Below are 22,777 nucleotides of genomic sequence, written 5' to 3' on the forward strand. Positions count from 1 at the left end.
AATATTATTGAAAATAAATAATAATTATTATTAAAACGTAAAAAACAAGCTATAAATTACATAATAATAGCATTAAATCATTGGAATATAAAAAGTAGTATTGTTAAATTACCTATATTCTATTGGCGAAAAAATATGGACTACAAAATACTTAGAAACACCTTGTATTTTTAGAGTAATTACAATTGAATAATTAACAAAAAAGATATCAAATGAGCTATTAATAGACCCAATATCCGAAATATCCTTTTCTTAATGGGACAACTATTGTTGATTTATGGGATGGTCTTTATCGTGTAGCTCATCATGAAGATGTATGCAAATAGTGTCATTAGAAGTTGCATCATAAACATAGACGCTTTTATGCATGAAAATACTTGCGGAATTCTAGCTGATTTCTCAAAACACAGGATACTGTCAAACATATTTGTTCCAAAACAGAGGATACAACGGCTTGTTTTTGTTTCAAAACATAGGATACATACACTGTTTTTTGTTCCAAAATGGAGGATACATCAATAAGTACCTGCTTCAAAATGGACTTAAGGAGTGTCCCCACGCTTTTGTTTTTTTTAGCTACGTAGCTACGTCATCGCATGAATCCCCTTTAAACAAAGCAATCAGCGATAAAGAAGTATGTATTTAAGCTACGACAAGCTACGTTCTAGCTACGTCATAAATTGCGTTATTACGATGAAACGCAAAATAAGAAGTAATATTAAAGTGATTTTATTTGAATATTTAGCGCAGCTATTTTTGGTTTAGCCTATAAGAGTAATACCATAGAGTAACGCAAATTAATATTTTAATCCAAAATATTACTGTATGATAATCATAATTGCTGATAAAGGATGTTTGTACAAATAGTGCGATGCCTATACCACAAAACCTTCTAGAAAGATAATTCGAGTTATTAATTACAGCCATTTGTCTTTTCATATTAATTTATTTTTTCTAATTTGTTCTTACAATCATCAAACAGGTTTTACTGTGTATCCTTGATCACGAAGCATCTTGATGATAGAATATTCTCCCATCATGTGCCTACAACCAAATGCAAATAAGCAAGCATGGTTAGATATATTTTTTTCGATAATTGGAACCCATTTTTTATTTCTGTCACGTACTAATATTTCTTTTTCCTCTTTAGATTCTGGAATTGGTGATTTATCAAAATAACTTTCCATTTTATAATAATCATTTTCTAAATACAAATTAGTTAATTCTTGAAAAGGATGATCAGGCATTAAATTTAATGCATGAATACATATATAAAGAATATTAACTTGTTTCTTTAAAGAGACTGTATCTAGACCATTGCCGACATTCATAGATAAATGAAGAAGAGACAACTGGACTGCATCATCATCTAAGGCTATAATTTTAGCTTTAGTTTTGATAGCTTCGTTATATAAAACCTTATCTACCATTTGTATGCCAGCTCTTTGCTTTACAAATTCCGATAAAGCTATTCGTGAAACCCAATAACTTGGTTTCTTTTTCCAATATTCTGTATCAAACATCTTATCGGCTAAGTATTTATCAATTTCTCGAAATTCGGCTAGGCTGTCACAAAGACGCTTATAATAAATTCCACGTGGCATCAAATACTTAGGATCTGGATTTCTTATCCATTTATAAAACAACATATCTGCTGCTTTGTTATGCTTTGGCTTTGGTTCCATCGTTGATTCAAAACCAATAACGTCCGCTTTTTGAAAAACATCTGCAAGCCCTTTAAATTTAAAGATCTCCTCTTTTGTAAAGTTATAACCATCTCCGTGACATGTTCCAAACAAATAGGATTTCTTTGTTAATCCGTTACCACTTATTTCCCAAAGAAAACCAGCCTTATTCGACAACGTATCTGTATTAGTGTTCAAGTTAGTTTGAGCAAATAAGTTGTTTGATATCATTACTAAAATGATTATAAAACACTTTCTAAAAAACATATTCATAATTTTAGGTATATAAGAATTAAATTTTATCTACAATATTAGCATTAATAATCGGTTGTGATTATAACTTTCAAGTACTATGCACACGCTGAGTTAAAGGAAGTATAGCGGCAAACTTTGTAAGTATGTTCATGGTCTTGTTAAAGTCATCCTAAATCGAGGGCAATATAATTACCCAGATACCACTAAAGGTTGTGGGAGAAATACTTTTCTCCAAAACATTGAGCAAACTAAATAGTTCAAAGACTTTTTCACTACCCAGAGAGAAGTGACCATCATCATATTGTCTTTCAAGTTCATCATAAGTTGTTTCTTCAGGTTTACTTTTTTCAGCAGTTAATTCGTTAACTAATAATACATTAGCAATATCTATGATAGTATAGAATTTGCTATTAAAGTATTATGAAATACAAAGATAATATATATTTTTGAATAAGCCCACTAAATTAAATGTTTTTTTATCTACAAAAATGCGTGACTAAATTCGCACTAAATATAGAGACCATGTAACGACTAGTAATAACGTTTGATCGATGAAATACAAACTTTATATCATAGAAACGCAAACGTTTGATCGATACTATGGAAACTTTATATCGTAGGAATGGAAACGTTATGTCGTAGAAACAGATCTGTTTTATCGTAGAAACGAATGTCCTGATTTGCAAAAACAAATTAGTGACACAAATGCATAGATTTAAAACAAACGAAACACAATAAACTAAAGTTATTTTAGCAATATGATATGATAGGCTTGATAAATAAGACTACTATAATTATGGTAAAATTTTTAATTCTCTACATAGAGTTTTCTAAAATAAAGTGTCGAAGTGTCAACATGTTGATTACTAAGCTATTAAACCAAAAATAAGTGTCGGTGAAGTGTCGGCTAAGTGTCGGTAAATCTTATGTTTGATGGAAGATATGCAAATTCACCATTATTATATAGGCGATTTTATGTTTGATTGATATAACGTAGAATTTACCGACACTTAGCCGACACTTCACCGACACTTAAAACAAGTCTAAAGTACTGATTATAAGTTCATTGACTCTTCGACACTTTATTTTCAAAAACGCCTAGTACGCGCGCGTGTAAATTGTTAGTATTTTAATATATTTATCTTGTTATAAAATCACCTCTTATTTTACTTTAAACATCCATTTCTATATGGAAACACTCTTTCATGACGTAGCTAGAACGTAGCTTGTCGTAGCTAAATGGTCTGTTTAATTTCCACAGTTCTCTTTGTTTAAAGGCTATTCAAGACATGACGTAGCTGCGTAGCTAAAAACTTAAATTACATAAGGGAAGGCTTTGTAAACTTAGGGAGGAGACTAAATAAATACCAAACATAATTTTATTTTGTATTGTCTTCGACTTCTTACTTTAACTGCGTTGAAGATAAGGCTACACTCGGGATAACAAAATTAAAACTTGTTTTAATTTTGCTTTTTCGCTCATTTGCACTACCTTTAAATAAGGTAGGCTGCGTCTAAACAAATTTCGACGAACCGAAATATAACCAAATTTATTTGAGGTATATTGAGGTGAGGATGAAATTCACATGATGTAATAAAAATAAAAGAGACTTTTATTTTGTATTGTTTTCGACTTGCATACTTTAACTACGTTGAAAGTAGGCTGCACTCGGGAGAGCCCCAATTAAAATCAATTTTAATTTGGACTTTCCACTCGTTTGCACTACCTTTGTCACAAAAAGAGGAATATGAAATATAAAATGATTGTACTCGACTTAGACGGTACTTTGACTAACGAGAAAAAGAAGATAACTCCGAAGACAAAGGAAGCTCTGATGCGTGCACAAGAAAACGGAATAAAAGTTGTTTTGGCTTCAGGAAGACCTACTTATGGCATTACTGCCCTAGCAGATGAACTGAACCTGAAAGAATATGGTGGTTACATATTGGCTTTCAATGGTGGAAAGATTATTAGCTGCAAAGATATGAATGTGGTCTTTGAACAAATCCTTGACGAGAATCTTGTCCCAAAGCTATACGAAACTGCTACAAATAACAATATGCCTATTCTTACATATCAAGGCGAAAGCATCGCTACTAGCAAAAAAGATGATCAATACGTTGCTTACGAGGCTTTTATAAACCAGATGCCTGTTATACAATATGATGACTTTCTTGGACAAGTTGTTTACCCGATTAATAAATGCCTTATCGTGGGAGAACCTACCCTACTTCACAAATTGGAATTAAAACTGGCAAAGGAAGTTGAAGGCAAGATGAATATATATCGTTCGGCTACCTGCTTCCTTGAATGTGTACCTCTCGGAATAGATAAAGCTAAATCACTCGACAGACTAATCAAAACGCTTGACATCAAAAAAGAAGAGATTATTGCTTGCGGTGACGGATATAACGACCTTAGCATGATTGAATTTGCTGGTCTGGGTGTTGCTATGGCAAATGCAGCTGAAGATATACAAGCCAAGGCAGACTTCATCACTTATTCAAACGAGGAAGATGGTGTGGCACATGTTATTGACAAATTCATATTTGGTGAATAGTAGACTATACAATATATAAAAAGGCGAGTTTTACACTCGCGTTTTTTAGTTTATTGAATTTGTACAGAACTGTATTTATCTATTTCAACTTTCACACCTTTTGGTATTTTAGGAGTTTTCCATGTCCCGTCAAGAACCAATATTTTATAAGTTCTTCCAGAATGTAAAGCGTTTATTGCCTCCTGTAAAGTGAGATGATTACCACGACCTTGCGTAGACACAACAGAATCATAATGCCTAATGTAAGGTTTGAGTTCAGGAATAACCTCACCAATTGCATCTGCCAATGCTCCAGCAACAACTCTTGCTCCATATATATTGTAATGTGTATTGTCTTTCCTTCCTTTTGGAATAGCAGCACACTCATCAGGTTTCAACCACATGTGAAGATAACGACTACCCTGTATGCCATATTGTTGTTCTATCCTTGTTGTTATGGCATTGGCATCAACATAAGCTACATTTAGTCTACGAGCCACATTAGACGCCGATAGCCTGTATTTTCCGTGAGTGTCTACAAGAGTATCACTATTTATCTTTTCATCGCCATAGGCAACGCTGCGCAAAGCCTCATCTTCAGTAACCGTGTCAACGACATTATAAAAAGATCTGCGTGCAACAGGACTCATCAATATTGGTGTAGCACCCTTTGCTCTTGTCTCATTAACATATCGTTCCAAGTTTGCATCAAATGTTGTACCTGGATCTGTATGACGATCAGGTGAAGGCTTTGAATCATTATGTCCGAACTGAATAACAACGTAATCGCCAGGTTTGAGTTCATCAAGCACCTTCTGCCATCTCCCCTCATCAATGAAACTCTTGCTTGAACGACCGTTTACAGCATGATTGCTCACAGTAACGTCTTCAGTGAAGAATCCTTGCAGAACCATGCCCCATCCACGTTCTGGATTGTTTTGGAAATCGCTTTTCTCAGCAGCTGTAGAGTCACCTATTATATATATAACAGGATGATGATTATCTGCCGACATCATCACCATAAGAATAGCAAACAGGAATAATAATTTTATGATTCGTTTCATAGTATACAGTTTGTTTAAAAAGTATGGGTAGCGAAAAGAATCCACTACCCATTATTTTATGTAATCAAATTATTTAGTTACAATAGCGATAAGTTCATCAGGAGTAACCATAGTCTGCTCTCCTGTCGCCATGTTCTTAAGAGTTAATTTACCCTCATTGATTTCATTCTCACCAGCAAGCGCAACAAAAGGAATATTCTTCGCATTTGCATAGCCCATCTGCTTCTTCATCTTTGCGCTATCAGGATACATCTCTGTTCTGATACCAGCCTTACGAGCCTTTGTTACAGAAGGCAGACAATATGCTGTTTCCTTTTCACCAAAGTTAATGAAAAGAAGTTGGGTTGAGTTTACTGCTTCCTTAGGATATAAGTCAAGTTCGTTCAAGACATCATATATTCTGTCTGCGCCGAAAGAAATACCTACACCGCTAAGTCCTGGCATACCGAATATACCAGTAAGGTTGTCATATCGCCCACCACCAGTGATACTTCCCATAGGAGTATCAAGAGCTTTAACCTCGAAAATGGCACCAGTATAGTAATTCAAACCACGGGCAAGAGTAAGATCCAACTCGATTTCATTATCAAGGCCAGTCTTCTCTAATGCATCAAGAATGAAACGAGTTTCCTCAACACCTTTGACTCCGATCTCAGAATCAGCAAGAATCTTACCTATAACATCAAGCTTCTCACTATTAGAGCCACTCAAAGAAATTATAGGCTGCAACTTCTCAATTGCTTCGTCAGGAATGCCATCCTCTTTAAGTTCAGCATTTACACTCTCAAGTCCAATCTTATCCAACTTGTCTATGGCTACAGTGATATCAACTATCTTGTCAGCCTCACCGATGATTTCAGCTATACCTGTAAGGATCTTGCGGTTGTTGATCTTTATCTGAACTCTTACGCCGAATTTAGTAAATACAGTATCAACAATCTGCATCAATTCAACCTCATTAAGAAGAGAATCTGAACCTACAACATCAGCATCACACTGATAGAATTCACGATATCTGCCCTTCTGAGGACGATCAGCACGCCATACTGGCTGAATCTGATAACGCTTGAAAGGTAGTTGCAATTCTTCACGATGCATAACCACATAACGTGCGAAAGGAACAGTCAAGTCGTAGCGCAATCCCTTTTCACAAAGTTTTGCTGCCAGATGAAGTGAATTTCTCTCGTGCAATTCATCATCTGATACCTTATTCATGAAGTCACCTGAATTAAGCACCTTGAAAAGCAACTTGTCACCCTCTTCTCCATATTTTCCCATAAGAGTTTGGAGAGTTTCCATTGCCGGTGTTTCTATCTGCTGAAAACCATAAAGGGCGTAAACGTCCTTTATGGTATTAAAAATATAATTTCTCTTAGCCATTTCCATAGGCCCGAAGTCACGGGTTCCCTTTGGAATGGAAGGTTTCTGTGCCATATAATATTTATTTATAATACAATTGTCTGATCTCTGTCAGGACCTATTGAAACTACCTTGATAGGAGTTTCGAGGAATTCTGCAAGGAACTTGATATAATTAGCGAATGCTTCTGGGAATTGCTTCTTATCAGTAAACTTAGTCATATCTGTCTTCCAACCTGGAAGTTCCTTGTATACAGGTGTAACAGCATCAATCTCGTATGGTAATTCTTCTGTTACTGTACCGTCAGGCAACTTGTAACCAACGCATGCCTTGATCGTATCGAAAGTATCAAGAACATCGCTCTTCATAAGAATAAGCTTTGTTACACCATTGATCATGATTGAATAGCGTAGCTGAATCAAGTCAACCCAACCACAACGACGCTCACGACCAGTAACAGCACCATACTCATGACCAAGGTCACGGATAGTCTTGCCTGTCTCGTCAAAAAGTTCTGTTGGGAATGGTCCTGCACCAACACGTGTGCAATAAGCCTTCATGATACCATAAACATCGCCAATTCTATTAGGACCGATGCCAAGACCGATGCAAGCACCTGCACAAATGGTATTTGATGATGTTACAAAAGGATAAGAACCAAAGTCAACATCAAGCATTGTGCCCTGAGCACCTTCGCAAAGGATGTTCTTGCCAGAACGCAATATATTGTTGATTTCATGCTCTGAATCTACGAATTGGAACTGACGCATATACTCTATGCCCTGCATCCACTTCTTCTCAACTTCCTCAAATCCTTCAAAATCGTTCCATCCAAGAGCCTTAAGCATTTTCATGTGGCGCTCTTTATGAGCTGCATATTTCTCTTCGAAGTTGTCAAGAACATCACCTACACGGAGTCCATTACGACTTACCTTGTCGGTATATGTAGGACCAATTCCTTTACCGGTTGTGCCAACCTTATTCTTACCCTTGGCAGCCTCGTAAGCACGATCAAGAATACGATGTGTAGGCATGATAAGATGAGCCTTCTTAGAAATGTGCAGACGATCTTTCAATGGATGCCCGCTCTTTTCCAAGTCTACGGCTTCATCCATAAACAAATCAGGAGCCAAGACTACACCGTTACCGATGATATTCACTTTACCACCCTGGAAGATTCCAGAAGGGATAGAACGGAGAACATATTTCTCTCCTTCGAATTCAAGTGTATGACCAGCATTAGGACCACCCTGAAAACGTGCCACTACATCATAGTTTGGCGTTAAGACGTCAACTACCTTACCTTTACCTTCATCGCCCCACTGGAGACCGAGCAGGACATCAACTTTTCCTGTTGTGTTCATTTTATTTGTAGATTATTGCTTTTTAGACTTATCCGACTTTCGAGTTTTCAGTCTTGCAAGCTTTGATTGACATTTACTGCACACACCGTTAACATAAAGCATGAAACTGTCTTTATGAAATCGTCCATATTTAGTTTCGTCTATTGCCTGTTTGATTTCGGGTGAAATGATCTCTGTTACCTTTCCGCATACGTTGCATACCAAATGTATGTGTCCGCTGTCTATGTATGAAGCTTCATACTTTATACCTTCAGGAAGATGATGTCTAACGACGAGCCTTAGTTTTAAAAACAGCTTTAGCGTATTGTATAAGGTGGCTCTGCTAACTCTGAAGTTCTTTTTTAATAATTGTTCACTGAGACTTTCAATGGAAAAGCGTCCTTTCATAGCAAACACAGCGTCGAGAACAGCATATCGTTCCGGAGTCTTGCGGTGCTTGTTTGTTTCTAGATATTTATCTAGAATTTCATGAACTGCTTGTATTACCTCTTTTTCCATTAAAACACTTTAGTAACTTAAAGACGCACAAAATTACGAATTTTAAATCAAAATGAAGAATATAACAACACTTTTTTGAATTTAAATTTCTACAATGCCCTTTAACGTGACACGTGCTGCTTTTTCAAATGTATCTCCCAATTCCACAAATCTCATTACACTATTGAGTGCAGTATGCTTCAAACCAGTATTTTCTGCTCGCAGAGCAACAGCTACCTGATCAAGATATTCATCCATTCCTCTGTCATTAGGTTCCTGACCATTCATGAAAAGACGTGAAAGAATACTGTAACCACATATTTGATAAACATTGTTGTCTAACGCAATCCATTTATAGGCTACAGCTGGCGCATAAGGTGTATGTTGCAACAGATTAAATGCTAACATCTCTGCTAGTTCCTGATTGTCGGTCTGCTCCATCCATAAATCAGCCAAGTCTGCTTCAAACTTATCAACTGGCATTATCATCGTAGCAAGGATCTTACATTCTCTGATATTCTCCTTAAACAGCGCTATTGCCAAATCGTAGTCTTTGCCATACTCTGCTGCCATGTCACGCAAAGTTGTGAAAGGAACGCCCCAATTTATCTTGTAGTTTAGCCCTTTCTCACGCATTGACTGTGATGCAGGTCCATTCATTACAAGTCTGAAACTCTGCTTTATATTCTTTAATTTATCGTTTGTTTCCATATTAATTGAGTTCATTTATTAATATTCCCCAGAATACCTGAGCATCTGGTGTGAATAGGTCTCTGTGTAGTCTAAGACAATATCCTTTATATTTCCATCAGCATCATATTGTGGCTTCATCCACGGATTAATGAATCCCTTGTATGGAGCAATATTTAGTGACGCATATCTATCCAGCACTTCACGATGTAGATCAGGATTGAGTTTAATACCATATTTCTCCACAAGACTCTTTGCTGCATCGAAATCGCCTTCACTCTTTATTCTCTGAATCTCATGAAGTTCCTGAGCAAAGATATTTCTCAAAGCTTCATAGTCTTTGACTTCAACATAATGTTTACCGTCACGCTCCACAATGCTAACAACGCTATTATCCTTATCCATATCAAGTGCCCAGTTTGCTATCAGCGCACGATTTCTCATGTGAGCCTCTTCGATATCAGAACCTAGACTAATACGTACCGACTGAGTAAGCAGTCCATTCTGCATATAAGTATAGTACTGGCTCTTATAAGCCTCTTTATTTGGTACAAGTTCAAGCTCTATCAATTTATCATCAGCAATATAATAAAGCCCGAATAAGTCTGCCCTAGCCTCTTCTATCGTATTTCCATAAGCCTTTAGCGCATCAGGATCTGTACCTTGACGTAATCTTCCGCTACCATGTCCAAGACATTCATGAAGATCAGTATGTAAGTCATCACATATATCACCATATTTCTCGATCAAATCGTTTGTAGCCTGATCTATAACAAACTCAGACATGAAACCATTTCCATGAGCGGCCTTGCTATATGCCTCAGTAAGATTACAGATAGTAATACTTTTTGAACCATGCTCAGCCCTTATCCAGTCAGCATTAGGAAGATTGATGCCTATAGCCGAAGCTGGATATTCATCACCGCCAAGCATTGCTGCACAAATAACGTTTGCTGTAACACCCTTTACCTTTGGTTTGCGGAATTCTAGTGCTACAGGAGAATGATCCTCAAACCACTGAGCATTATCACTAATGGTCTTAGTGCGCTTTGTTGCCTCTATATTTTTATATTCTACGATACCTTCCCAAGAGCCCTTCAAACCGAGCGGATCACCATACACCTCAATAAAACCATTGATAAAATCGACCATGCCATCTTGCTCCTTCAACCATTCAATAGAATATTCATCGAATATTCTTAAATCTCCTGTTTTATAATATTTTATGAGCGTAGATATAACCTTTTTCTGCTGATCGTTCTCTACATATTCAGAAGCCTTGCCAAGCCAATGAATTATATTGCATATCTTGTCACCATACAAAGAATCAGCTTTGCAAACTAATTCTTTAATCTCTCCATTCTGTTTCACTAACTTTGTGTTAAGTCCATAAGATATAGGATGCTTATCATCTGAATCCTTCAACTTAGCATAGAACTGTTCAACTTCGTTTTGATTAACTCCCTCATAATAATTGCAAGCAGATGTTTCTATCAAATCAGCACCATCTGCCTGATTAACTCTTTTAGACATGAAATCTGCATCAAAGATAGCTGGCAGAATATCTTTAAGAAGAGAATCTCTGTCTTCGTCTGAATTTATGCCTAACTGTGAATCAGAAAGAGTATTGAAAGCATTAACAAAAAAGTCACGAGTAAACTCTGGAACGAATTTATTACATCCATAGTGATGATGAATTCCACTAGAAAACCATACACGCTTCAAATACACAACAAGAGACTTGAACTCTTCATCATCTCTGCTGCCAGCATAATTGATATATATAGACTCAAGAACTTTTCTTATTTTCAAGTTATATTTTCCGAATTGTTGGAAAGTTATATCACGTCCGGCAAGAGTTGCTTTGGAAAGATAGTATATATATATTTTTTGTTTTAATGATAAATCTTCAAATCCTGAAAGCTTATATCTCAACATTTGCAAATCTGCAAATCTTTCATCATTATAATTCATTTTATCAACCACCTATTTTAATTGTAATCGTTATTAACTCAAAAGAGTCCGCAGGAAAAGTTATTAACCCTTACCTGCGGACTCATTATTTTATTGTATTCTTCTCATTAATCTTCTACGGAAGACTTTGCTTTATTCTTAGAACCTGGCTTACGTCCACGTTTTTTAGGTTCTTCCAACAAAGTAGGATGCTGTTTTAGATGGCGCAGCTTATAGTCTCTTGGAGTGCACCCATTCAATTTGAAAAATGATGCATAGAAAGATTGTCTGTTTGAAAAGCCGACCATATCTGAAATATCTTCCATGTTCAAATCTTTGAATCTTCTATCAACGAGCAATGTCATAGCTTCTTCTATTCTATACTTATTGACAAAAGATGTATAGTTCATGTGAAATCTCACATTTACAACCGCAGAGATGTAGCGAGTATTTGTTCCCAACTCCTCTGCCAGTTTCTTGGCAGAGTATTCTTTATCCTTGTATTTCTTCTGAATCAGAATAATATCAAGAATTTTCTCTTTAAACTCATCCATGAGCCCGGGGCTAACAAGCGTGCGATAAGCAGCCTCTTTCTCCTTTTTCTCGGTAATGTTATATTTTGCCATAATTATTTAGATTAATTACCTCCCTTATTTGTTGCAAATTTAAATATAAATAATTAATAAATCAAGTTTTAGTGCAACTTTTTTACAAAAAAAGCATTATCTTTGTTGAAATTTTAACATTTATGGGTATTAAGGACATCTTAAAGAAGTATTTCGGGTATGATTTTTTTAGACCAAATCAACTAGAGATAATAAATAATATAATTTCGGGTAAGGACACCGTTGTTTTGATGCCTACAGGAGGTGGTAAGAGTTTATGTTATCAAGTTCCTGCGTTGGCAATGAAAGGTACCGCCATTGTGGTTTCACCACTCATAAGTTTGATGCATGACCAAGTTGAGGCTCTCAAGGCAAACGGTATTCCGGCAGAAGCCCTGAATAGCGGAAATGATGATAGTGAAGACGTTATTATTAGGCGAAGATGCATAAGTGGTGATCTCAAGTTAATTTATGTTTCGCCCGAACGTCTTATATCAGAAATTCCATATCTTTTTGCAAACATAGAAATAAGTCTTTTTGCAATTGATGAGGCGCATTGCATAAGTCAGTGGGGACATGATTTCAGACCGGAATACAACCAACTTGGAATATTACATGAGAAATTTCCCAACGTGCCAGTTATGGCACTCACAGCTACCGCCGACAAAATAACCAGACTTGATATTGTTAAGCAACTAAACTTAAGAGTTACTGATAAAGATATTTTTATCAGTAGTTTTGACAGACCTAACCTATCTCTTGACGTAAAGCGAAACTTTAACAAAAGACAGAAACTTAACTATATAGAGTCTTTTATAACAGGGAACTCAAACCAAGCAGGAATCATATACTGTATGGCAAGAAAGACGACAGAAAGTCTTGCAACAGACTTACAGAAGATGGGTATTGAAGCGCAGCCATACCACGCCGGACTAAGCAATGATGAGCGAAGCAGAATACAGAATCTGTTTAAAATGGATCAAATTCAAGTTATTTGCGCAACAGTTGCTTTTGGTATGGGCATTGATAAAAGTAACGTGAGATGGGTTATACACTATAACCTGCCGAAATCTATTGAGAGCTTTTACCAGGAAATTGGTCGTGCAGGAAGAGATGGAGCACCAGCAGAAACGATTCTATTCTACAGCATGGCTGACATAATAACTCTTAGAAAGTTTGCCCATGATAGCGGCCAACAACGCATAAACGAGGAAAAGCTAACCCGTATGCAGGAATATGCAGAAAGCCAAGTTTGCAGACGTAGAATTCTACTAAACTATTTTGGAGAACCTGCCGATCACGATTGTAATAATTGTGATGTTTGCAGTCATCCACCGAAGAAGTTTGACGGCACTACTACCGTTCAAAAGGCACTTAGTGCAATAGTGAGAACCAACGAACAGATACACATAGGTACAATCGTGGAGATTTTAAGAGGAATGAACACTACAAGTGTATTGCGTAATGGTTACAATGCGATTAAAACTTACGGTGTGGGGAAAGACTTAAGTGTTTCTACATGGCAGGATTTCCTTTTACAGATGTTACAAATGGGATTCATTGAGATTGCTTATAACGACCATAACAAGGTGAAAATCACCACTTTAGGAAAAGACATCTTGTATGGAAGAGAAAAGGCTTCGCTAATTATACCTCAACAAGAAACGACAAAATCGCAAATTACAAAATCAACAACAAGACGCAATAAGATTCCAGAACTTCACGTTTCTTTAATAAACAAAGTTGACACTGTTGAACCAGAAGATATTCAGCTATATGAGAGTTTGAAAAAAGTGAGAAAAACGCTAGCCGACTCACAAGGATTTCCAGCTTATATTGTCATGTCTGACAAAGTGTTACATGCAATAGCGACCATAAAGCCTAAGAGTATCGAGGATTTCGGCAACATACCAGGTATTGGTGAATACAAGAAAATTAAATACGGAAAAGTTTTTATAGACAAAATCAATAACAAAAAATAAAATATGAAAAAAATTCTTACACTGTTTTTTATCGTTATTTTTACAATACCGTCGTTGGCCCGTAAAAATTTCTACACCATTATAGTATCTTTAGATGGTTGTAGATGGGACTATCCTGAATTCTACGACACACCTTTTATTAATTATATAGCAGAAAAAGGCGTAAAATCAGGACTCATACCATCATATCCGTCAAAGACATTTCCGAATCATTATACGCTGGCTACAGGATTATATCCTGACCATCATGGAATTATTGCCAATTCATTTGTAAATAGAAAAGACGGAGAAGTTTTCTCTCTAAGCAACCCTAAAACAAAGACTGATAGCAAATACTATAAGGGTGAACCTGTATGGATTACGGCAAAGAAGCAAGGTAAAAAAGTATATACATATCATTGGCCTGGCTCTGATGTGAAACTTAAAGATGGATATCCTGACGTTTTTTTCAACTATGACACCAATCATCTTTCTGTATCTGAAAGAATAACCCTCGCATCACAGGCTATTAACAGTAAACAGGCACCTGATTTGATCATGGTTTACTTTGAGGAGCCAGACCATAGCGGACACGAATTCGGACCACAGGATCCAAAGACAAAGAATGCACTACGCAATATGGATGGAATGCTTCAAGAACTTTGGGACAATGTACAGAACGGTCCACGCAAAGACAGCGTAAACCTTATTGTGGTGTCTGATCACGGAATGACTCTTGTGACTCCGGAGAGAAAAATTGAATGCCGCAAATATCTAAAACCATATTGGTTTGAGCGCATTGAAGGAAACCTGCCAGCACAGATATACTGCAAGAAACAATATATTGATTCTGTGTACAACGCATTAAAGGATATTCCACATCAGCGAGTTTGGCGCAGAAATGAAATACCAGCTTATCTGCACTATGACAGCAACAAGAACATTGGTGACGTTGTTGTATCACCTGATGAAGGTTGGCTCGTATACGACCAAAAGGTTACTACGGGAGGTATGCACGGATATGATCCGGAATATAGTGACATGCATGCTTTGTTCCGTGCAATGGGACCAGATTTCAAGAAAACAGAAATTCCACATTTCCGCAATGTTGACATATATGATTTGTTATGCCATCTACTGAAAATATCTCCAGCAAAGAATGACGGAAATCTTGAAGAAATAAAAAGTATATTGAAAAATTAGGAACTACTGAATTACGTAAACCTTTACGCATGTTTTTTATAAAAATAAAGACTATCGTAAAGGTTTATTTGTTATCTTTGCAACACAATTAAAAATGAGTAAAATAAAAACAAAATAAATAGGAAACTAATCATGAAAGAATTAAAAGCTTTGAACAAGCGTACCGCTCCTAAGAGCGTAATGCCTGAGAAAATCATTCAGTTTGGCGAAGGCAACTTTTTGCGTGCATTTGTAGATTGGATTATTTGGAATACCAACCAGAAAACAGACTTCAATGGTAGCGTTGTTGTTGTTCAACCTATCGAAAGAGGTATGGTAGACTGGCTCAACGGACAGGATTGCCTTTATCACGTTAATCTTCAAGGTAAGGAAAACGGACAGCCGGTAAACACTCTCGAGCGCATTGACGTTATCAGCAGAGCACTAAACCCTTACACTCAGAATCAAGCTTTCATGGCTCTTGCCGAGCAGCCAGAAATTCGCTTTGTTATCTCAAATACTACTGAGGCTGGTATTGCTTATGATGACACATGCAAATTCACAGACGCTCCTGCATCAAGCTATCCTGGCAAATTGGTTCAATTGCTATATCATCGCTATAAGACTTTCAACGGCGATCCTACAAAGGGATTGATTTTAATGCCTTGTGAACTTATATTCCTTAACGGTCATCACTTGAAGGAATGCATTGAAAAGTATATTGAACTTTGGAAAGAAGATCTTGGTGCTGATTACGCTGACTTCAAGGCTTGGTTTGAAAAATATAACTATGTTTGTGCAACTCTTGTAGACCGTATCGTTCCTGGATTCCCACGCGACACCATCAATGAGATACAGCAGAAGATATCTTACAAGGATAATCTCGTTGTTAAGGCAGAGAGCTTCCACTTGTGGGTAATCGAGAAAGCAGAGAATATGACTGTAGAACAGTTAAAGAATGAATTCCCAGCTGACAAAGCCGGGCTTCACGTTCTTATCACTGATGACGAGAAGCCATATCACGCTCGTAAGGTTACATTGCTTAATGGTCCTCACACTGTATTGTCTCCTGTTACATTCCTAAGCGGAGTAAACATTGTACGTGATGCTTGCGAGCATCCTGTATTGGGCAAGTATATACATAAGGTTCAGTTTGATGAACTAATGCAGACTCTTGACCTCCCAATGGATGAACTTCAGAAGTTCGCAGGCGATGTACTTGAAAGATTTGAGAATCCATTTGTAGACCATCAAGTAACAAGTATCATGCTCAACTCATTCCCTAAGTTTGAGACTCGTGACCTTCCAGGAGTAAAGATTTACTTGCAGCGTAAGGGAGAACTTCCACAGGGACTTGTATTCGGACTTGCAGCTATCATCACTTATTATAAGGGTGGCAAGCGTGCAGACGGAACTCCAATCGTTCCTAACGACGATCAAAAGATAATGGATAAGTTAGCAGAACTTTGGGCTACAAACGATACGAAGAAGATCGCAGAAGGTGTTCTTGCATTCGATTATGTTTGGCATGAAGACCTGAACAAGACGGTTCCAGGACTTGCAGAACTAGTAAAGAAAGATCTTGACCTGATTCAGGAAAAAGGAATGCTTGAAGCAGTTAAGACTATTCTTTAAAAATAAAAAGCAATTAGGTGAAAAGATTTTTTCACCTAATTGCTTTTTATCATATAATGGCATAAACAAAACTTATGGACCAATTCATTATACAGTCTTTGAAAGAATATGCAGAACGATACGAAACAGAAACGTTCTTATTTGAAGACCCTTCAATATTCATGCACAAAGTACAAGGCGAACGCAATCAAGAACTTATAAGCTTTATTGCAGCCGGACTAAGTTATGGTAGAAGAGAGTTATTCTTTCCAAAGATTCAGTATATCATTGATTGTTCAGATGGTGATGTAGAAAAATGGATACTTTCCAATGATTTCTGTAAAGATATCCCCGATAAAAACAATTGTTATTATCGCTTATATACAAACAAAATCATCAATAATTTTATCAGACGCATAAAAGGTCTGCTTGAAGAATATGGATCATTACGTCAGTTTGCCGTAAGTAACACAAAAGATAACAATGCGTTTACACTTATAGAAGCGTTTACAAAATACTTTAATAATAATGAAGTATCACACGTTATCCCTAAAGACACAAAATCAAGTTGCAAGCGATTATGCATGTTCTTGCGCTGGATGGTGAGAAATTCATCACCTGTTGACTTAGGCTTGTGGAGTGACATCGTTGACAAACGCACGCTCATTATGCCAATGGATGTGCACGTGATTCAGGAAGCCGTTAGACTTGGACTGATGACTGGCAAAAGCGCAAGCATGAAGTCTGCACAGAAACTTACAAACCTTATGCTTGATATTTTCCCAGAAGATCCGTTGAAAGGCGACTTTGCGCTATTCGGATATGGAGTAAACCATTAAAAGGCTTACCCCGATATAAATTAATAAACTCTAAGAGAATCCCCCACTCTGATTTGATAATCAGGTGTAAGATCATTTTTCTTGTATAGGCTCTTTAGCTTCATGCCATAGAACTGAGCTATGCTATACATACTTTCTCCAGGTCTAACAATATGTGGACGTCTCTTATATGCCTTATCAGCTTTAGAGCGCTTTTTCTTAAGATAAATAACCTCTCCTTCCTGAAGTATATCGCGCTTATTTCGTTCATTATATCTAGCAATCTTTCTGTATGAAATATCAATCTCTTTGCCTATACTCTTGAAGGTATCACCCTTGCGTGCCTTAATATAATAGTTTTTGTTGTATATATATATAGGATGAAGAATCATACCGCTACGAGCATGAGAACTTTCTACACCATGTTTCGCCATAAACTTGTCATAAGAACTGGCTGTATCATATTGATATAATTTATAGAGTTCAATTATACCAATAAGTTTTGGTGCATATTGCGGATTTGTTGCATAGCCGCATGCCTTTAGTCCATAAGCCCATCCACGATAATCAGTTCTGTCTAATGAGAACAGACGACTATATCTAACATTATTTTTGAGAAACTTGCTATGATCTTCATAACTCTGCAAAGCATTGTCATAAGCACGGAAACACTCATTCACAGCATCATCATCAGTATAAACAGAAGCCCCTAACCAATCATGACATTTAATACCAAAATGATTGTTGCCATTTACTGTCAAAGAACTTCTTCCAGCAGAACTCTCAAATACACCCTGCGCCAGAGTTATACTTGCTGGAATATTATACTTCAGCATTTCCTCTATTGCAAGATCCTTATATTGGTTTATATATGACTGATATGCTGAATTCCACTTCATCTGCGCCATACCATTTATGGAAGAGATGAAAAGAATTAGCAACAAAACGTTTATTTTCCTCATAATAATATGTATATTTTACAAAATTACGAAATATCATAAAAAATACAAAAAAAAACGGCAGCTTTAATAATTATTAGTAATTTTGCTTTATGTTTGACAAAACAAAATTAATAATAGCTTTTGGGTCTAACTTTGAGCCACAGATAAATATTGCAAAGGCAAAACAACAGCTTTCGTCTATTTTTGAGACGACTGAATTTTCATCTGAAATATGGACTGATCCTATTAATATAAAGTCTGAAAAATTCATAAACTGTATCGCTATTGCCGAAACATCATTTGATTTAAATTCTGTATTATCCTCTCTTAAGGATATTGAAGATCTATGTGGCAATACTATTGAAAAGCGCAAATGCGGTAAAGTTATTATGGATGTCGACATATTAAAGTATGGTGACACTATCATGCACAATGATGACTGGAAAAGACCATATATAATACAATTACTTAAAGAACTTCATATCAATATAAAATGAAAAAATATATATTATTGCTTTTTGCATTTGCTTTTTGTATTCATTCATATTCACAGAAATTTAATGAATACTTCAATGACAGTACATTGCGTATAGACTATATCTTCTCTGGAGACGCAAAACAACAGCACATTAGCATTGACAAGCTAAACTGTTCTCCGCGTTGGTATGGAAAACGAAACAAACTTTCTGAAATTCCAGTTGAAGGTAACGGACAGATTACCGTGCGTGATCATAAATCACATAAAACGATATACAAGAACTCTTTCTCAACTTTATTTCAGGAATGGCTTTCTTACGATGAAGCAAAGACTACAAGTAAAAGTTTTCAAAATGTTTTCATCGTACCGATGCCGAAAGATACGGTTGATATAACTGTTGATTTAAGAAACAACAGACGCGATATTATGACAACCTTCACGCATCAGGTAGTTCCGACAGATATATTAATACGAAAAATAGGATTTAAGGATCGCACAAAATTTATAAATATTCTGCAACCTGAAGATACATCAAATTGTATTCACATCGCTTATGTAGCTGAAGGTTACAAAGATAGCGAAATGAATACATTTGTAGATGATGTGAATAAAGCGGTAGAATCATTATTCTATTACGAACCATTTAAAAGTCTAAAGTCGAAATTCAGCATCGTTGCTGTTGAATCTCCTTCTATAGAAAGCGGTACTAGTGAACCTGGTAAAGGAATATGGAAGAAGACCGCACTTAGCAGTCATTTTGATACATTTTACAGTGAAAGATATTTGACTACACTAAATCTTGAAGACCTGCATGATTGGCTCGCAGGAATTCCTTACGAGCACATTATTGTACTCGTAAACTCTTCACGTTACGGTGGTGGCGGCGTTCTTAATTCATATAATCTTACCACCGCTCACAATCCACGCACTAAACCAGTTGTAGTACATGAATTCGGACATAGCTTTGCTGGACTTGGTGATGAATATGGATATGATTTTGAACTTATTCCCATGTACCCTAAGGATGTAGAACCGTGGGAACAGAACCTCACTACCCTAGCTGATTTTCATGGAAAATGGGAAGACATGATTTCACATAAAACAAAGATTCCAACACCTGTAAACGAAAAGACTAAAAAGCAGGTAGGAGTATTTGAAGGTGGTGGATATGCAGTGAAAGGTGTGTATCGTCCAATGTTCGACTGTAGAATGAGAACAAATGAATATCCAGAATTCTGCCCTGTTTGCCGCCGTGCAATTACCAGAATTATTAATTTCTATACAGAGAAATAAATATAAGATAAAAAGTCTGCCGTAAAATATATTACGGCAGACTTTTTTTATTGTTATTTCTTGTTTGCGACCATGTTTATGAAATACTCATGAACAAATGTCGATTCATTTAATTCTGGATGAAAAGACGTAACCAATTGGTTTTTCTCTCTGGCTGCAACAATGTGATTACCAACATTTGACAATACTTCTACATCTTTGTCTACACCTTTTATATATGGTGCCCGAATAAAAGTCATCGGAATCTTATTGCCGGCAAACATATCTTCAGTATAAAAACTTCCAAGCTGTCTACCATACGCATTTCTGCAGACATTAATATCCATTGTTGAAATCCTGTCAAAGTCTTCATTTTCAACCGTCTTAGCTAATAATATAAGACCGGCACATGTTCCAAATACTGGCAGTCCACTCTCTATATCATTCTTTATCGGTTCTAGAAGTTCTAGTTCATTAAGCAACTTAAACTGTGTAGTGCTTTCACCTCCGGGAATAATCAGTCCGTCCTTTTCACGTGACCAGTCCTTTATATTACGGATTTCAAAGCTATCTACACCGATCTTGTTCAAGATGCGTTCATGCTCAATAAAAGCTCCTTGTAATGCAAGAACACCTATTTTCATTATTTACCGCGTTCTGCCATCAGGAGTTTTATTTCCTGTTCATTTATACCAACCATTGCTTCACCTAAGTCACAGCTTAATTCTGCCAACATCTTTGGATCGTTGAAGTTGGTTACAGCCTTAACAATTGCAGCGGCACGCTTTGCAGGGTTACCACTCTTAAAGATTCCACTTCCGACAAACACTCCTTCAGCACCAAGCTGCATCATTAGCGCAGCATCAGCAGGAGTTGCAACACCACCAGCAGCAAAATTCACAACAGGCAGCTTGCCGTTGTCATGAACAAACTTAACTAGTTCGTAAGGCACCTGTAATTGCTTTGCAGCCTCAAACAGTTCATCTTCGCTAGTAGCTGTGAGATTACGCATTTCTTTCTGGATTTGACGCATGTGTGTCACAGCCTGAACTACATCACCTGTTCCTGGTTCACCTTTAGTTCTTATCATTGTGGCGCCTTCTGAAATACGTCTTAGAGCTTCGCCTAAGTTCTTTGCTCCACAAACAAATGGTACATCAAACTTAGTTTTATCTATATGATATACATTATCTGCAGGTGAAAGAACTTCACTCTCATCAATATAATCAATTTCTATTGCTTGAAGAATCTGAGCTTCAGCAACATGTCCTATTCTGCACTTAGCCATTACAGGAATAGAAACAGCTTCCTGAATACCTTTAACCATCTTTGGATCGCTCATTCTTGATACGCCACCAGCTGCTCTGATATCAGCAGGTATTCTTTCAAGTGCCATGACAGCACATGCACCAGCTGCCTCTGCTATCTTTGCCTGTTCAGGAGTTGTAACGTCCATGATAACACCACCCTTTAGCATCTGTGCCAAATTGCGGTTTAATTCTTGTCTCTTTTCATTCATAATCTTTATATATTTTTTCTATAATCGCTAGGTGACTCTCCCTTCATCTTACGGAAGAATTTTGCAAAATGTGCCTGACTCAAGAATCCAAATTCATAAGCAACCTGCTGTATAGTATCTGTAGAAGTCTTTAACTTTGCACAAATCTTATCAATAAGAAAATCATCAATAATAGTCTTTGGTGATTTATCTGCTATCTTTTTACATACCTGCGCAAGATATCTACTACTTACATTCAGGCAATCAGCATAAAATGCAACATCACTGTTTGATGTATGATAGTGTTCTATGTAATCTAGAAAATCATTATAAAGTTCACTACTCCTACCTTTCAAATCACTAGTAATAACCTGTTGCTGATTAACGTAGTTTTTTGCTTTAGAGATAGAATCCTCAATAGAAAAACCTTTACTAAGATACAGTGAGACTGCACTAGAGAATGTATTTGCCATACCATGCATACCATTATCATCCAAAAAATACACATTAGCTTCTTTATTGTCACCTATAACAACATTGAAGTCTTTTTGACGTATGATGATCAGCGAACACAAGGGCAAAAGTTTCTGACGAATACTTTCTATAACTTCAGTAGTCATCAATTTTTCTCCAAGACTGGAATAAACTATCGGGTCATATACTACATACTTTGGTCCATATTTAACTATTGCTTCAACAACAGCTTGCAACGTACTGTTATTCCTTATCATACCAACTTTGATTACATCTAGTTTGATATCATTGATAATAGCTTCTATCTGCCCAGAGACTATTGTTCCCGGAACATCATAAAATTGCTGAATACCCAAAGTATTCTGAACAGTTATGGAAGTGATAGCCGAAAGCGCATACCCACCAAGAGCAGATATGGTTTTAATATCAGCCTGAACACCGGAACCTCCTGTGCTGTCACTACCAGTAATTGTCAAAATAGTATATTTCTCCATATAATTATATGATTACATTTGCAAAGTAAACTAAAAATTATGACATAAAAAAA

Annotated in this window: 19 protein-coding genes; 7 read left to right on the top strand and 12 right to left on the bottom strand. The window is 36.6% G+C overall.

The genetic code is table 11. The annotated features are described in order from the left end of the window. Nucleotides 1–974: 974 nt before the first annotated feature. Nucleotides 975–1,916 carry a TraB/GumN family protein gene (locus tag prwr041_RS13010; RefSeq protein WP_207154216.1) on the bottom strand — a complete coding sequence of 314 codons (942 nt, stop codon included), beginning with the start codon at nucleotides 1,914–1,916 and terminating at the stop codon, nucleotides 975–977. Between the two features lie 1,772 nt (nucleotides 1,917–3,688). On the opposite strand from prwr041_RS13010, the gene prwr041_RS13015 reads away from it, so the two are divergent. Beyond that, entirely contained in the window at nucleotides 3,689–4,501 is an 813-nt protein-coding gene (locus prwr041_RS13015) for a Cof-type HAD-IIB family hydrolase (RefSeq protein WP_207154217.1), read from the top strand. 50 nt (nucleotides 4,502–4,551) lie between these two features. Here prwr041_RS13015 and prwr041_RS13020 read toward each other — a convergent pair whose 3' ends face one another. The 7 genes from prwr041_RS13020 to prwr041_RS13050 form a co-directional block, all read right to left on the bottom strand. Further along, the gene (locus prwr041_RS13020; protein ID WP_237072250.1) at nucleotides 4,552–5,544 is read right to left on the bottom strand and encodes a rhamnogalacturonan acetylesterase; all 993 of its coding nucleotides are present in this window, start codon (nucleotides 5,542–5,544) and stop codon (nucleotides 4,552–4,554) included. Nucleotides 5,545–5,613: 69 nt separating this feature from the next. Continuing rightward, complete coding sequence (hisS, locus tag prwr041_RS13025; RefSeq protein WP_207154218.1) at nucleotides 5,614–6,978, bottom strand: histidine--tRNA ligase; 1,365 nt, start codon at nucleotides 6,976–6,978, stop codon at nucleotides 5,614–5,616. A gap of 11 nt (nucleotides 6,979–6,989) precedes the next feature. Beyond that, complete coding sequence (locus prwr041_RS13030; RefSeq protein WP_207154219.1) at nucleotides 6,990–8,267, bottom strand: adenylosuccinate synthase; 1,278 nt, start codon at nucleotides 8,265–8,267, stop codon at nucleotides 6,990–6,992. 12 nt (nucleotides 8,268–8,279) lie between these two features. Beyond that, nucleotides 8,280–8,765 (bottom strand): Fur family transcriptional regulator, encoded by a 486-nt coding sequence (locus prwr041_RS13035; RefSeq protein ID WP_207154220.1) that lies wholly within the window; start codon nucleotides 8,763–8,765, stop codon nucleotides 8,280–8,282. A gap of 81 nt (nucleotides 8,766–8,846) precedes the next feature. Continuing rightward, complete coding sequence (locus prwr041_RS13040; RefSeq protein ID WP_207154221.1) at nucleotides 8,847–9,470, bottom strand: DNA alkylation repair protein; 624 nt, start codon at nucleotides 9,468–9,470, stop codon at nucleotides 8,847–8,849. A 3-nt stretch (nucleotides 9,471–9,473) separates the two neighbouring features. Next, a complete protein-coding gene (locus tag prwr041_RS13045) occupies nucleotides 9,474–11,408 on the bottom strand; it encodes a dipeptidyl-peptidase 3 family protein (RefSeq protein WP_207154222.1) in 1,935 nt (644 codons plus the stop codon). Nucleotides 11,409–11,515: 107 nt separating this feature from the next. Further along, nucleotides 11,516–12,013, bottom strand: a complete 498-nt coding sequence (locus tag prwr041_RS13050; protein ID WP_207154223.1) for a helix-turn-helix domain-containing protein — start codon at nucleotides 12,011–12,013, stop codon at nucleotides 11,516–11,518. A gap of 128 nt (nucleotides 12,014–12,141) precedes the next feature. On the opposite strand from prwr041_RS13050, the gene recQ reads away from it, so the two are divergent. The 4 genes from recQ to prwr041_RS13070 all read left to right on the top strand — a co-directional run bounded on the left by recQ (nucleotide 12,142) and on the right by prwr041_RS13070 (nucleotide 17,588). After that, nucleotides 12,142–13,974, top strand: coding sequence for a DNA helicase RecQ (gene recQ / locus prwr041_RS13055; RefSeq protein ID WP_207155696.1), 1,833 nt, complete (start codon nucleotides 12,142–12,144; stop codon nucleotides 13,972–13,974). 3 nt (nucleotides 13,975–13,977) lie between these two features. After that, a complete protein-coding gene (locus prwr041_RS13060; RefSeq protein WP_207154224.1) occupies nucleotides 13,978–15,156 on the top strand; it encodes an alkaline phosphatase family protein in 1,179 nt (392 codons plus the stop codon). A gap of 132 nt (nucleotides 15,157–15,288) precedes the next feature. Then, complete coding sequence (locus prwr041_RS13065; RefSeq protein WP_207154225.1) at nucleotides 15,289–16,770, top strand: tagaturonate reductase; 1,482 nt, start codon at nucleotides 15,289–15,291, stop codon at nucleotides 16,768–16,770. Between the two features lie 74 nt (nucleotides 16,771–16,844). Next, the gene (locus prwr041_RS13070) at nucleotides 16,845–17,588 is read left to right on the top strand and encodes a TIGR02757 family protein (RefSeq protein ID WP_207154226.1); all 744 of its coding nucleotides are present in this window, start codon (nucleotides 16,845–16,847) and stop codon (nucleotides 17,586–17,588) included. A gap of 20 nt (nucleotides 17,589–17,608) precedes the next feature. Here prwr041_RS13070 and prwr041_RS13075 read toward each other — a convergent pair whose 3' ends face one another. Continuing rightward, complete coding sequence (locus prwr041_RS13075) at nucleotides 17,609–18,529, bottom strand: glucosaminidase domain-containing protein (RefSeq protein WP_207154227.1); 921 nt, start codon at nucleotides 18,527–18,529, stop codon at nucleotides 17,609–17,611. A gap of 89 nt (nucleotides 18,530–18,618) precedes the next feature. On the opposite strand from prwr041_RS13075, the gene prwr041_RS13080 reads away from it, so the two are divergent. Beyond that, entirely contained in the window at nucleotides 18,619–19,005 is a 387-nt protein-coding gene (locus prwr041_RS13080) for a 2-amino-4-hydroxy-6-hydroxymethyldihydropteridine diphosphokinase (protein WP_207154228.1), read from the top strand. Next, entirely contained in the window at nucleotides 19,002–20,279 is a 1,278-nt protein-coding gene (locus prwr041_RS13085) for a M64 family metallopeptidase (RefSeq protein ID WP_207154229.1), read from the top strand. The genes prwr041_RS13080 and prwr041_RS13085 overlap by 4 nt, the downstream gene beginning before the upstream one ends. A 53-nt stretch (nucleotides 20,280–20,332) precedes the next feature. Here prwr041_RS13085 and pdxT read toward each other — a convergent pair whose 3' ends face one another. From pdxT to prwr041_RS13100, 3 genes are read right to left on the bottom strand one after another with little or no spacing between them, the layout of a single operon-like run. After that, nucleotides 20,333–20,902 carry a pyridoxal 5'-phosphate synthase glutaminase subunit PdxT gene (gene pdxT / locus prwr041_RS13090; protein ID WP_207154230.1) on the bottom strand — a complete coding sequence of 190 codons (570 nt, stop codon included), beginning with the start codon at nucleotides 20,900–20,902 and terminating at the stop codon, nucleotides 20,333–20,335. Next, a complete protein-coding gene (gene pdxS, locus prwr041_RS13095) occupies nucleotides 20,902–21,777 on the bottom strand; it encodes a pyridoxal 5'-phosphate synthase lyase subunit PdxS (RefSeq protein WP_207154231.1) in 876 nt (291 codons plus the stop codon). The genes pdxT and pdxS overlap by 1 nt, the downstream gene beginning before the upstream one ends. A 5-nt stretch (nucleotides 21,778–21,782) precedes the next feature. After that, a complete protein-coding gene (locus prwr041_RS13100) occupies nucleotides 21,783–22,724 on the bottom strand; it encodes a hydroxymethylpyrimidine/phosphomethylpyrimidine kinase (protein WP_207154232.1) in 942 nt (313 codons plus the stop codon). Nucleotides 22,725–22,777: the final 53 nt, after the last annotated feature.

Origin of the sequence: Prevotella herbatica (assembly GCF_017347605.1) — a bacterium.
Taxonomy (GTDB): domain Bacteria; phylum Bacteroidota; class Bacteroidia; order Bacteroidales; family Bacteroidaceae; genus Prevotella; species Prevotella herbatica.

Coding starts and splice junctions, on each gene's coding strand:
- prwr041_RS13010 (WP_207154216.1), bottom strand. CDS start 1,916: ATGATATCAAACAACTTATTTGCTCAAACTAACTTGAACACTAATACA.
- prwr041_RS13015 (WP_207154217.1), top strand. CDS start 3,689: ATGAAATATAAAATGATTGTACTCGACTTAGACGGTACTTTGACTAAC.
- prwr041_RS13020 (WP_237072250.1), bottom strand. CDS start 5,544: ATGAAACGAATCATAAAATTATTATTCCTGTTTGCTATTCTTATGGTG.
- hisS (WP_207154218.1), bottom strand. CDS start 6,978: ATGGCACAGAAACCTTCCATTCCAAAGGGAACCCGTGACTTCGGGCCT.
- prwr041_RS13030 (WP_207154219.1), bottom strand. CDS start 8,267: ATGAACACAACAGGAAAAGTTGATGTCCTGCTCGGTCTCCAGTGGGGC.
- prwr041_RS13035 (WP_207154220.1), bottom strand. CDS start 8,765: ATGGAAAAAGAGGTAATACAAGCAGTTCATGAAATTCTAGATAAATAT.
- prwr041_RS13040 (WP_207154221.1), bottom strand. CDS start 9,470: ATGAACTCAATTAATATGGAAACAAACGATAAATTAAAGAATATAAAG.
- prwr041_RS13045 (WP_207154222.1), bottom strand. CDS start 11,408: ATGAATTATAATGATGAAAGATTTGCAGATTTGCAAATGTTGAGATAT.
- prwr041_RS13050 (WP_207154223.1), bottom strand. CDS start 12,013: ATGGCAAAATATAACATTACCGAGAAAAAGGAGAAAGAGGCTGCTTAT.
- prwr041_RS13060 (WP_207154224.1), top strand. CDS start 13,978: ATGAAAAAAATTCTTACACTGTTTTTTATCGTTATTTTTACAATACCG.
- prwr041_RS13065 (WP_207154225.1), top strand. CDS start 15,289: ATGAAAGAATTAAAAGCTTTGAACAAGCGTACCGCTCCTAAGAGCGTA.
- prwr041_RS13070 (WP_207154226.1), top strand. CDS start 16,845: ATGGACCAATTCATTATACAGTCTTTGAAAGAATATGCAGAACGATAC.
- prwr041_RS13075 (WP_207154227.1), bottom strand. CDS start 18,529: ATGAGGAAAATAAACGTTTTGTTGCTAATTCTTTTCATCTCTTCCATA.
- prwr041_RS13080 (WP_207154228.1), top strand. CDS start 18,619: ATGTTTGACAAAACAAAATTAATAATAGCTTTTGGGTCTAACTTTGAG.
- prwr041_RS13085 (WP_207154229.1), top strand. CDS start 19,002: ATGAAAAAATATATATTATTGCTTTTTGCATTTGCTTTTTGTATTCAT.
- pdxT (WP_207154230.1), bottom strand. CDS start 20,902: ATGAAAATAGGTGTTCTTGCATTACAAGGAGCTTTTATTGAGCATGAA.
- pdxS (WP_207154231.1), bottom strand. CDS start 21,777: ATGAATGAAAAGAGACAAGAATTAAACCGCAATTTGGCACAGATGCTA.
- prwr041_RS13100 (WP_207154232.1), bottom strand. CDS start 22,724: ATGGAGAAATATACTATTTTGACAATTACTGGTAGTGACAGCACAGGA.